The sequence below is a fragment of the Flavobacterium sp. 83 genome, assembly GCF_000744835.1.
In the GTDB taxonomy this organism is placed as follows: domain Bacteria; phylum Bacteroidota; class Bacteroidia; order Flavobacteriales; family Flavobacteriaceae; genus Flavobacterium.
In genome coordinates, this window is sequence record NZ_JQMS01000001.1 from 3,104,341 (window position 1) to 3,116,686 (window position 12,346).

Annotated in this window: 12 protein-coding genes and 1 other RNA gene; 5 read left to right on the forward strand and 8 right to left on the reverse strand. The window is 30.7% G+C overall.

Annotated elements, in window-relative coordinates; genetic code table 11:
* Nucleotides 1–73: 73 nt before the first annotated feature.
* A complete protein-coding gene (locus T410_RS13570; protein ID WP_035672694.1) occupies nt 74–2,188 on the reverse strand; it encodes an outer membrane beta-barrel protein in 2,115 nt (704 codons plus the stop codon).
* 137 nt (nt 2,189–2,325) lie between these two features.
* Here T410_RS13570 and T410_RS13575 point away from each other — a divergent pair, with 137 nt between their 5' ends.
* Together T410_RS13575 and T410_RS13580 are read left to right on the forward strand one after the other, a co-directional pair.
* Nucleotides 2,326–3,684, forward strand: coding sequence for a sensor histidine kinase KdpD (locus T410_RS13575; protein WP_035672697.1), 1,359 nt, complete (start codon nt 2,326–2,328; stop codon nt 3,682–3,684).
* Nucleotides 3,685–3,695: 11 nt separating this feature from the next.
* Nucleotides 3,696–4,385: a response regulator transcription factor gene (locus T410_RS13580; protein WP_035674585.1), complete on the forward strand. Its 690-nt coding sequence runs from the start codon at nt 3,696–3,698 to the stop codon at nt 4,383–4,385.
* A gap of 12 nt (nt 4,386–4,397) precedes the next feature.
* Here T410_RS13580 and T410_RS13585 read toward each other — a convergent pair whose 3' ends face one another.
* Nucleotides 4,398–5,315, reverse strand: a complete 918-nt coding sequence (locus T410_RS13585; RefSeq protein ID WP_051929429.1) for a ketopantoate reductase family protein — start codon at nt 5,313–5,315, stop codon at nt 4,398–4,400.
* Between the two features lie 133 nt (nt 5,316–5,448).
* An RNA gene (rnpB, locus tag T410_RS16610) (RNase P RNA component class A) lies at nt 5,449–5,766 on the reverse strand.
* 118 nt (nt 5,767–5,884) lie between these two features.
* Between rnpB and T410_RS13590 the strand changes: the two genes are divergently transcribed.
* Together T410_RS13590 and dnaX are read left to right on the forward strand one after the other, a co-directional pair.
* Nucleotides 5,885–6,184 (forward strand): hypothetical protein, encoded by a 300-nt coding sequence (locus tag T410_RS13590; protein WP_035672702.1) that lies wholly within the window; start codon nt 5,885–5,887, stop codon nt 6,182–6,184.
* 257 nt (nt 6,185–6,441) lie between these two features.
* A complete protein-coding gene (gene dnaX, locus T410_RS13595; protein WP_035672705.1) occupies nt 6,442–7,527 on the forward strand; it encodes a DNA polymerase III subunit gamma/tau in 1,086 nt (361 codons plus the stop codon).
* Nucleotides 7,528–7,555: 28 nt separating this feature from the next.
* On the opposite strand, the gene T410_RS16775 is transcribed toward dnaX, so the two are convergent.
* On the reverse strand, nt 7,556–7,774 hold the full coding sequence (locus tag T410_RS16775) for a hypothetical protein (RefSeq protein ID WP_081897845.1): 219 nt from the start codon (nt 7,772–7,774) through the stop codon (nt 7,556–7,558).
* Nucleotides 7,775–7,832: 58 nt separating this feature from the next.
* On the opposite strand from T410_RS16775, the gene T410_RS16780 reads away from it, so the two are divergent.
* A complete protein-coding gene (locus T410_RS16780; RefSeq protein ID WP_081897846.1) occupies nt 7,833–8,177 on the forward strand; it encodes a DNA polymerase III in 345 nt (114 codons plus the stop codon).
* Between the two features lie 22 nt (nt 8,178–8,199).
* On the opposite strand, the gene T410_RS13605 is transcribed toward T410_RS16780, so the two are convergent.
* From T410_RS13605 to T410_RS13620, 4 genes are all read right to left on the reverse strand, one after another.
* Nucleotides 8,200–8,781, reverse strand: a complete 582-nt coding sequence (locus T410_RS13605; RefSeq protein WP_035672711.1) for a TMEM175 family protein — start codon at nt 8,779–8,781, stop codon at nt 8,200–8,202.
* 7 nt (nt 8,782–8,788) lie between these two features.
* Nucleotides 8,789–9,679 (reverse strand): Ppx/GppA phosphatase family protein, encoded by an 891-nt coding sequence (locus tag T410_RS13610; protein WP_035672713.1) that lies wholly within the window; start codon nt 9,677–9,679, stop codon nt 8,789–8,791.
* 67 nt (nt 9,680–9,746) lie between these two features.
* Nucleotides 9,747–11,816, reverse strand: a complete 2,070-nt coding sequence (gene ppk1, locus T410_RS13615; RefSeq protein ID WP_035672716.1) for a polyphosphate kinase 1 — start codon at nt 11,814–11,816, stop codon at nt 9,747–9,749.
* Between the two features lie 5 nt (nt 11,817–11,821).
* Nucleotides 11,822–12,307, reverse strand: coding sequence for a histidine phosphatase family protein (locus T410_RS13620; protein ID WP_035672719.1), 486 nt, complete (start codon nt 12,305–12,307; stop codon nt 11,822–11,824).
* Nucleotides 12,308–12,346 lie beyond the last annotated feature (39 nt).

The window sequence follows — 12,346 nt, forward strand, 5'->3', positions numbered from 1 at the left end:
AACCAAACATAATAAATTAAAATTCAATTTGTAAGAATTTATTTTAAAATCTAAATACTACTAAGGATTTTATTTATCGAATTCTACTCGAATTTTCATCAATATTTTTCTCCTTAAATTCCGTGTTTTTTATTTTTCCAAAGGAATATTTTACTGAAAAGGAAACTAAATTGGAATCGGTATAATAGATTCCTTTTGCGGATATATTGTTGATAGTAAAATTTTCATGAAATTTCATTTGTCTAAAAATATCATTATAATTTATTGCACAATCAAAGTGTTTAAAGAACGTTTTAGAAACTGCAAAATCCATTGTAAACAAAGCACTTCTTTCAAAAACTCCTTGCTGTTGTCTTGTCAAACCCCATCCTGTTAGTGCTACTTCTATTCCTTTTGGCAATTGGAACGAATGATTAGAATAGTAATACAAATAGGGTTTGACATCATTTAAAATGGCTTGCTTATCTTCAATTTTACTCAAGGCAAAATTTAAAGTATTGGTTGTAGTCCAAAATTTTTGTTTAAATGGAAGCGTAAATTCTAAATTAAAACCGGTTTCTTTCTGAAAATTTGTTGTTTTGAAAGTCAATATGTTTTGAGAGGCATCATAAGAAGAACCGTAATAAACCGGATTATTAATTTTGTTATAGCTCACTTTTACCGATTTTTCTTTATACTGATAACTTAAAGCGACTTCATCCGTAATTGTTGGATCCAGATTGATATTATTAGACCAAACAAAATAGGGATTTATGTATGCTGAAACTTGACTTGTCGTGGAAAAGTTAGGTCTTAAAATACTTTTAGCATAATTGAAATTAATTGTATTTGTACTGTCTATCGGAATTTCGACTGTAGCTTTTGGAAATAGATTGATATAATTTTTATCGATTAACAAAATATTTTCTGATTGATATTTCCCTTTTGCAATGGTATTTTCAGCTCTAAAACCAAAGGAATAATTTACTTTTTTGATGCTTCCGGAAAGTTGGGAATAAGCAGCAATGTTCTTTTCTATATATTTATAATCTGAATTTATTATACTATTCGGATTAACATTTTCTACTAAAAAGTTAGTTTTAGAATTTGCCTGAAGGTAAAGTGTTCCTAGTTCTAACTTCATTTTATTTTTAAATTCTTTTTCGAAATCAAATCTTCCCGAAAAAACTCCAATGTTTATTTTTTGATTTCTATTTTGCGACAGTTGAAAACTAGTATTGTTATAATTATTGGAAATTATACTGGCAACTTCTTGTTTGAACTTAGAATACTGAAAACCCGAAAATAAAATGCCATCGATACTTTTTATTTTATGATTATAGTTTAAAAATCCATTAGAAAAGTTTCTATATTCGTCATTAGCATTAAAAGTATTGACTGTATTAATTGTATTTTGCTGCTCATTATAGGTATCAGTTATAATATTAAAAATGTCTTTTTGAGTTCTTCTGCTAAAATTTAAAGACAAATAATCTTCTTCATTAATTTTATAGAAAACACCGGCTCCAAAAATAAATTGTGGTCGTTTGGTAACTGCAGTAACCAAATAATTTGAAATAATAGCATTCGATGGAATTGTAAAATCATTACCGTTGCTCTCCCAAACTTTAATTTGATTGTAGTTAAAATTAGCTTTAAACTCGAATTTGTTTTTCTTTAAACTGGAATTAATTCCTAAATAATTATTGAACTGTTTTTTAAAAGAGGCCACTTCAGATAAAGTAGTTTGAAAACCCTCTTTTTTACTAAACTTTCTGGTAATTAAAATAACTGCTCTTCCCGATGCTTCATATTTAGAAGATGGATTATTAATAATTTCAATGGTTTTAATAGCATCAACTGATAAGGTATTCAAATCATTCATTCCTACTTTTTGATTATCGATGTAAATCAAAGGATTTCCTTTTCCTATAATCGTAATGCTTTCTTTATCAGCACTAACTTGAATATTGGGTAATTTTGCCAATAAATCTATTGTATTAGGGATTGAATTATAAATAGAATTTGCAATGTCAACTTTAATATTTCCATTTTTGTTGGTAAACAATTTACTTTGGCCACTAACAATTACTTCATTTAATTTAGTAGAAATACTGTCTTTTGGAGTTGTATTTTGTCCATATCCAAATCCTGATATAAAGAGACAAATTGCGATGATGTTATATTTAATTCCAGTGTTCCTTTTCATATAAAATTGTAATTATGTTTAAAACATTGCAAAAATGCTTCTAAATATGCACTGCATAAGTTAATCGAAGGTTAATGCGAGGTTAATGATTAAATTGAATAATAAAAGACTTATTTTTGAATTGTATTTTTTAACAAATGAAACAAAGAATCAATTTATTAATTGCGTTTTCTGTCATCGCCCTGATAGCATTATCAGTTGTGCAATGCTATTTGGTAAAAACAACTTACGATTATAAAGTGGCTCAGTTTCATTCAGAAATTAAAGAGGAAATTGCTACTATTTCAAATGATTACAGCGATATTGATTCGACGATTGTCAACAAAAAAGACTTACTTTATAAACAGTTAGCGGAGCATTATATTCGCGACAAAAGAACCAAATTTAAAATTAAAAATGCTTTGCTTCAAAATCAATTCAGAGGCGAATTGACCCGAAAATTACAGCTTAAATTTGAAAGAGAAATTCCAAATATTACCATAGATTTTGCCATTGTTCTTAACAAGTTTATCATTTATAACAGTCGAAAAAAAACGGACACTATTTTTTCAGAAAAACCGCTTATAAAAAATAAATTATATGGAAATTTAGCTTCTTTAGATAATGCCTTTTTAGTCCGAAATTATGTAGGAACTACCAGTGGTTCTTCGCAAATGCAAGATTATAAATTACTTACTGAAGATTCTATGTATGTTTCTGTAATGGATTGGGAAACCATAATTCTAAAAAGAATGAGAATGGTTTTATTTTTATCCTTACTTTCAATTCTAACACTAATTATCCTTTTCGTAATTGCCATCAAAGCATTAATCAAACAAAAAAAGGTGAATGATGTTAAAACTGATTTTATCAATAACATCACCCATGAACTCAAAACACCATTGACCACTTTGGGGATTTCCACTAAAATATTGGAGCGAAAAGACATTCGGGACAATGAAGTCCAATTCAACACAATTCTTCATACAATTACACGTCAAAATAATCGTTTACAAAATTTGATTGACCAAGTAATGTCAAGTTCATTAGGAGAAAACAAGATTGAACTACAAAAAGAAGCAATTGATTCGGAGATTTTTTTGAATGTAATTATTGCTGATTTCAAAATTTCAAACCCTAAAATCAATCTCATAGCAGACTTCAATACTTCTAAAACAACATTGTTATTAGACCAATTTCATTTAACAACTGCAATTCAAAACGTGCTTGAAAATGCAGTGAAATATGGTAGCACTACCATTTCCATTAAAACAGAATTAATCCAAAACCAATTTAACATTAGTATCAAAGACAATGGAATTGGGATATCAAAAAATAAGCATTCTTTATTATTTGATAAATTTTACAGAGTAGAGCAAGGCAATTTGCATAATACAAAGGGATTGGGATTAGGTCTTTATTATGTAAATCAAATTATAAAAGCACATCAAGGTTCAATCGCGGTCATCAGTGATTTAGGAAAAGGTGCTATTTTTACTATTATGTTTAAAGTTTAATGTATTCAAAATTGAAAAAAATACTTTTAGCCGAAGACGATTTTGATTTTGCAAGTGTACTCAAACAATATTTAGAGTTGTATGAATATGCAGTAACTTGGGCACAAAACGGAGAAGAAGCATTGGTTACTTTCCAATCGGAGATCTTTGATATTTGTGTTTTTGATGTCATGATGCCAAAAATGGATGGGTTTACACTTGCTGAAAAAATCATCAAAATCAATCCTGAAATTCCTTTTGTTTTTCTAACGGCAAGAAAGCTAAAAGAGGACAAAATTATTGGATTAAAATTAGGAGCCGATGATTATATTGCAAAACCTTTTGAGGTGGAAGAACTTGTTTTACGATTGAATAATATCTTAAAAAGAAGCCAACAAAAACCAACTCTTTTTTCAAAAATTGATGAATTGGCAATTGGTTCTTATGTATTCGATACCAAACGTTTGTCCTTAAAAAACAGTTTTAAAACACAACAACTCACAGAAAAAGAAGCGGCTCTTATTCATTTTTTTTACACCTATAAAAATCAAATGATAAAAAGAGAACAAATCCTAAAAGCGATTTGGGGCAATGACGATTTCTTTTCGGGACGAAGCATGGATGTTTATATTAGTAGAATTCGGAAATATTTCAAAGATGATTCTCAAATCAGTATTGAAAGCGTTCGTAATATTGGATTAGAATTCAAGATTAAAAACTAAAATTTTCTTTTATCACAACAACTTCTCTAAAACTATTTGATATGTTGGTATTGCAACACCATATTTTAAACCTTGGTTTACCACATATTCCGTCAAGGAAACTACTTCGGTATTTCTACCCGCCAATAAATCTCTATGCATAGATGAGGTGGCATCTTGTGGAGTTTTTTCTAGTTTGACAATCGTTTGGGCAACAATGTCATTTGGTATCGCTAATCCTTTTGCGGCAGCTACTGCACTAATTTCATTAAGTAGTGAAATATAAATTGCTTTGTGGGAAGGATTGTTCAAAATACCGCCAATATTCACATTCAAATACGAAGTAACCGAAGCCAAGGCCGAAATAAAAATGAATTTTTCCCAAACCACTTCTTCAATGTTTTCAACAAGATAACTTTCTATAGCAGCCTTTTCCAAAATGGATTGTAATTGATTTAGTTTTGAAATTGAAGCAGTTTTTGAGCCAAAAAATAATTTCTCATAGTGACCAATTTTCTTGATAATCCCTGGTGATTCAATCATCGAAACAATATAAACACACCCTTGCAAAACTTCATTTTCGGGAAATAAATAACTAATTCGTTCTGGCGCATCAACACCATTGTATAAAGGAAGAATTACCGTATCTGGAGTAATACAGTTTTTTATAGATTCAAAACTAGATTCGATATCATAGGTTTTAGTGGCGCAAATAAGGTAATGCAGTTCTCCTATTTCTTCTGGATTATTAGAAACTAAATTTGGAAAAACAATGACTTCATTACTATCCGTAATAATTTTCAGACCGTTTTGAGCTATTGCTTTTTGGGTTTCCCCACGAGCAATGAATATTATTTCAACAGAATCAGATTCAGCATACGCTTTGGCCAATAATCCTCCAAAATAGCCTCCTACTCCACCCATTCCTAAAATTCCAATTCTTGTTTTCATAATTACTTATCTATTAAAAAAATTAAACCATTAAGAAATTTAGAAAATTAAGCATTACTACTTAATAAAACTAAATTTCTTAATGGTTCTCTTTTAGATTTCACAATCCCTAATTTTATTAAAGTTTTTAATAAAAAAATGCAGACCTATAAGCCGGATTCTGTCCCCGATAAATCGGAGCCTTATCATTTATCTAGACTTATAATTACTCATAAGCTCAAGCTATCTACCCTTCAACAACGGACGAGAAGCCCTTAAATGCTGATATACTTGATATTTCACCGCATAGAGTTTACCTGGTTTCACTACAGCATTACCTGTACATACTTTCTGTTGCACTTGTCCTGAATTGATTGCTCAACCCGACGGGCGTTACCCGTTATGCTTCCCTATGGTGTCCGGACTTTCCTCCCTTCTGATTGCTCAAAACGACGATAAGGCGGTCTGCGCTGCAAATTTACAACTTTTAATCCTTTTTTTAAGTTTTAGATTATTTACTTTAACAACTCTTTGACAATGAATTCATAATAAAATAGTTACCTTTAAACATTAACCATAAATCTGCTATTATGTCAAACATATATCATTATGCCAGTGTTTCTAAGGCTTTAGACGATTTGAGTGAAATGGGATTTACATTTGATTTTAATCTGCATGAGGAAGACATTATCAAAAATCCACATCGTTATGAAATCGAACACATCTATCGTTACGAAGGCGACAGTAGTCCTGATGATGAAGCAACTGTTTATGGTATAAAATCCAGTTCTGGCAAAAGAGGGGTTTTTGTTGCGGGTTTCGCGGCTAATTCCGAAAATGATGCAGCAAGAGTTTTGAATGAAATCAGCATTAAAGGAAGATCGAAATAAGCGATTTTTCAAAAATAAGGTTTTTTTGAAATTTATTTTTTTATTCAGGAGCTATTTACTTCGTCAGTTCGCTTCGTTCGAGTCCAGCTATCCGTTACAATTTTATTCGCAAAACCCCGGCAAATAAGGATTTTCTCTTCTATCTGGACTAGGGAATTTTGAAAACAAAAACCATTTTAAAAATTATATAATCTTTCAAGCAGCAAATTTTTCCATCATTAAATTAAAAGCTATATTTGCTTTCGAATAAAATTTCTATGGAACAATTTGTTGTATCGGCTCGTAAATATCGTCCTCAAACATTTAAAGATGTTGTAGGGCAAAAAGCCATTACCAATACTTTATTGAATGCCATAGAAAGCAACCACTTAGCTTCGGCATTATTATTCACAGGACCTCGTGGAGTGGGTAAGACAACCTGCGCCCGAATTCTGGCTCGAAAAATTAATCAGCCAGGATATGATGATCCAAATGAAGATTTTGCTTTTAATGTTTTCGAATTAGATGCTGCATCCAACAACTCTGTTGATGATATCCGTAATTTAATTGACCAAGTCCGTATTCCACCACAAACGGGACAATATAAGGTTTATATTATTGATGAGGTTCATATGTTGTCATCAGCAGCTTTCAATGCTTTTCTGAAAACATTGGAAGAACCGCCAAAGCACGCCATTTTTATTTTGGCTACGACCGAAAAACATAAAATTATTCCAACGATACTTTCTCGTTGTCAAATATTTGATTTCAAAAGAATTACCGTAAAAGATGCCAAAGAACATCTTGCAGAAGTTGCGACAAGTCAAGGCGTAAATTTTGAAGATGATGCTTTGCATATTATTGCTCAAAAAGCAGATGGAGCGATGCGTGATGCTTTGTCTATATTTGACCGAGTAGTTTCTTTTTGTGGAAAAGATTTAACACGTCAGGCAGTTACGGAGAACTTGAATGTGTTGGATTACGAAACCTATATCAATGTAACCGATTTGATTCTGGATAATAAAATCCCAGATTTATTAATCGCATTCAATGAAATTCTTGCTAAAGGATTTGATGCACATCATTTTGTATCCGGATTAGCTTCTCATTTTAGAGATTTATTGGTTTCTAAAACACCTGTTACACTATCGTTATTAGAAGTTGGGGAACAAGCACAACAAATGTATGGTGTACAAGCCCAAAAATGCAGCCAAGATTTTCTTTTGAAAGGAATCGAAATTGCAAATGATTGTGATTTAAAATACAAATTAAGTCAAAATCAACGACTTCTTGTCGAACTTTGTCTGATGCAACTAGCCTCCATCACTTTTGATGGAGAAAAAAAAAAGTTGAGCAATTTATAATTCCTCCTACTTATTATAGAAAAAACGATTACTCTATTGTTGATGTAAAAAGCCTAAAAGCAAAAATTGAAATTGATACAACTCCAATTGCAACAACAGTTGAAGAAAAAGAGCCAAAAGTTACAGTTAACGCTACTTCCGTTTCAACTCCTACAGTAAAAATTGACATTCCACAATCTAATGAACCAAAGGTTTCTGCGTTTTCTTTAGCCAGTATTCGTGCAAAAAAAGCATTAGAAGAAAGCAATAAAGGAATTGTAAAAGAAACAGTTCACCTACCAACTGAATCTTTTACTGAAACTGAAATGTTATTGTATTGGAATAAATATGCACAACGTTTAGGAGATAAAGGATATAAAATTATGGAATCGTTGTTACTTATCAACGATCCTAAATTGAACGGAACAGCCATCACGATCGAATTGCCAAACGAAGGTTCAAAATTAGATTTTGAAAAAGAATTGAATGGGCTTTTAGGGCATTTGAAAGGTCATTTACACAATCATGATATTACTATAGAAGTTATTGTAAATGAAAGTGTGGAAAGCAAAAGAAACTTTAACGATCAAGACCGATACAACAGACTCCTTGAAATAAATCCAAATATTGAACTCTTACGAACAACATTTGGATTAGATTTAGATGCTTAATTATATGAAAAATGAATTGTAATTATTCATTTGAATTAATCACTTTTTCAATTCTTTTATCAGGTACAAGCCAGATTATTGCAACAATAATGTAAATTGCGGTAGCTATAAATTCATAAAAAAAAGAAATAACTATTGCACTTAGGTATAATAAGTTTGATATTTTTCCTTTAAAATTTTTTCCTAGCGCTTTTGCTAATAATGATTTTTCCCCTTCACTGGTAATAATTATGTTTTGAAGTAACCAAAAAGCTATCGCCGAAAAAAATAGAATTATTCCATACAATGTAATGGTAGCTTTAGCAAAATTGTGTTCCCCCATCCATCCCGTAGAAACTGGAATTAATGACAACCAAAATAACAAATGTAAATTTGCCCAAAGAATTTTACCATTTACTTTAGTAACACTTTGTAGCATGTGATGATGATTATTCCAGTATATCCCTACATAAACAAAACTCAAGATATAACTTATAAATTTTGGAAAAAGGGAGAGTAAATCGCTGAAATTTTCTCCTTCAGGAACCTTTATTTCCAATATCATTATAGTAATTATGATAGCCAAAACACCATCACTAAAAGCTTCAAGTCTATTTTTATTCATTAAAAACTTATATTTTACCGTAGTACATGGCTTTTACAATACCATCAGAAAGTCCAATTTTAGGAACATAAATATTTCTGGCTCCACTCCATTTCATGGCATTAAGATAAATTCTTGTCGCTGGAAGAATTACATCGGCACGATCTGGATTCAATCCCAATTCTGAAATCCTTTGTTCATAGGAAAGTGAGTTTAAGAAAGCATACTGGGAATTCATGTATATATATGACAAAGGTTTTTCCTGCATTTTCCCTGACATCTTGAAGAGTTTATTAATATTTCCTCCGGAACCTATTAAAGTGACTTCATCATATTCTTGAGTATTTATCTTTATCCATTTTTCAATTTCATCCCAGACCACATCGCAAACCATACCATTCAACAATCGAACTGTTCCAGCTTTAAATGATCTGGAATTTATCATTTTACCATTAGAAAATAAGGTAAATTCAGTACTTCCTCCACCTACATCCACAAAAAGATACGTTTGATCTGTTTTTAACAAATGATGCAAATCAGTTGATGCAATAATGGCAGCTTCTTTTTTTCCATCAATAATTTCTATATTTATATCCGCTTTTTTCTTAATCATTTCTACAACTTCTTTGCCATTATAGGCTTCACGCATCGCTGAAGTTGCAAATGCCATATAGCGCTCTACTTTATGCACTTTCATTAATAGATTAAATGCTGTCATGGCATCACACATCCTTTCCATATTCTCCTCAGAAATTTCACCTACCGTAAAAGCATCTTGTCCCAAACGAATTGGTACACGTACAAGAGAACTTTTATTAAATTGAGGTTCTTTTCCTTCTTGTTCAACAATATTCACAACCAATAGACGCATGGCATTTGAACCAATATCTATTGCGGCATATTTCTTTATTTTAATCATTATTAATCTATGATTTGAATTTAGTTTCTTCTTTTATTCGAGGATAATAGCAAGTATTAAGCCGCTTTTAGACAATTTCCTCCAAAACATCGATTTTATTTCGATAATATTTATAAGTCTCTAATTGCGCTCTAAAAATCGGATTATGATTTCTTACTCTATATTTATTATCTAATTTAAAGGAATGATATCTTGCTTTTACATTTCCTTTCCAACCTAAATCAAAATTATCTATGAGTTCATTTTTAATTTCCTGATCATAAATAGGGCAAGTAACTTCTACTCGACCATCGAGATTTCTGGTCATAAAATCAGCTGAAGAGATGTAGACTTCTGTTTGTCCAGCATTTCCAAAAATATAAATTCTCGAATGTTCCAGATAATTATCTACAATACTTATTGCTTCTATATTTTCGCTCATCCCAGGAATTCCAGGGATTAAAGAACAAATACCTCTAATTTCTAGTCGTATTTTCACTCCCGCATTACTGGCTTCATATAATTTATCAATCATTTTAAAATCTGATAAACTATTCATTTTTAATTTTATATGAGTTTTTCTACCTGCTGAAGCATGCAAAATTTCTCTGTCTATCAGTTTGTAGAATCGGGTTCGGGTATAATGAGGAGAAACGATAAGATGTTTGTATCGATGTACTCTGTAATTAATATCAAAAAATTCAAAAATTTTATTAATGTCTTTTAGAATTTGTTGGTGGCTTGTAAATAGAGTCACATCAGTATACACTTTTGCTGTTGATTCATTAAAATTCCCTGTAGAAATGAAACCATACCTTTTGATTTTATCCTTTTCGGTTCTTTCAATTACACATATTTTACTATGGACTTTTAGCCCTTTTATTCCAAAAATAAGTTCAATTCCCTCAGTTTTCATTTGCTCTGCATAGGAAATATTAGAAGCTTCATCAAAACGAGCTTGCAATTCGATTTGCACAGTCACTTTTTTTCCGTTTTTGGCAGCATTTATTAGAGAACTTATTATTTGAGAATTTTTTGCTAATCGGTATAACGTGATTTTAATCGAAGTTACTTTTGGGTCAAGAGCCGCTTCTCTTAAAAATTTAGTTAGATATGAAAATGACTGATAAGGAGCATTTAATAAATAATCTTTAGTACTAATTTTTTCTAATATACTTCCTTCAAGACTTAATCCGGGAATTGGTAGAGGTTCATTAGTTTGATACAATAAATCAAATCTGCCTAGATTAGGAAAATTCATATAATCACGCCTATTGTGATATCTACCCCCAGGAATAATACTGTCAGTCGTGACAATTTTCATTTTATCGAGAAAAAATTGGAGTGTGTCTTTTTCTATCAACTGGTCATAAATAAAACGAACAGGCTCTCCTATTCTTCTATCTTTCACACTTGTTGAAATTTTTTCAATCATACTTTTGCTTAAATCGCTATCAATGTCTAACTGCGCATCTCTGGTTATTTTAATCATATGAGCTGAAATACTTTGGTAATCAAAAATATTAAAGATACTTTTCAAATTATGCCTTATGACATCATCAAGTAGGATTACATATTGCTTTTCATTATTCGAAGGCAAAACAACAAATCGATTAATTGTTTTTGGAATTTCGATTACGGCATATCGAACTTCAGAGGTATGATTCATAACTAATTTTACAGCCAAATATCCTAAAGTATCTTTCAACAAAGGAAATTCTGCTAAATCATTCAATATAATTGTAACTAATTCCGGACTTAATTTTTGGATAAAAAAGTCTTTTAAAAAATTTTCCTGTTCCCTTGAAATTTCATTTTCATTAATAATGAATATATTTTCTGTTTCAAGTTTTGTTTCAATAATATTTAAAATACGTAAACTTTCAGACTGCTGCTGAATTACTATTTCGGTAATATCCTTTACTAATTGTTGTGCTGATATTCCCCCCAAATATTTTTCTCCTGAAATTCCTGAAAGACTTAATCGTCTAATTGCAGCAAATCGAACCCTGAAAAATTCATCAAGATTGTTAGAAAAAATACCTAAAAATCGCAATCTATCTAATAACGGTACTGAATCATCTGCAGCTTCTTGAAGTACTCTTGCATTGAAAGCTAACCAACTTTTTTCTCTGTCAATATATCTATTTTCTAACACTTTTTTTATTTTAATTCTTTCGGAAATATTATTTTTTTGGTTTTGCCATTTTTAATAGCATCCCAGTTGTCTGTATCAAATTGTAAAGCTACAAATCCAGCTGTAGGAACATTATTAATAAATGCATCTCCAAATTTATTAACAAAATTTGTAATAGCCTCGTTATGTCCAAAAAGAATAACACTTTCTATATCATTATTACAAGATTTAATAACTTTCTCTAATTTATTTTCATCGAAAGTGTAAAGTTCGTCTTTGTAATCAATAGATTCTATGGGATAAGATATATTTTGAGCAAAAATCATTGCTGTTTCAGAAGCTCTTTCTGCTGAACTACTCCAAATCATATATGTCTTAGGTATATAATTACTTATATGTGAAGAAACAAGGTGAGCATCTTTCATTCCTTGATTTGTTAAAGGTCTGTCCTTATCATGTAATGGAGCTTCCCAACTCGATTTTGCATGCCGAATTAATATTAAGTTTTTCATGCTTTAATTTTTTATATGAAAATATTTTTGTCGGTATTA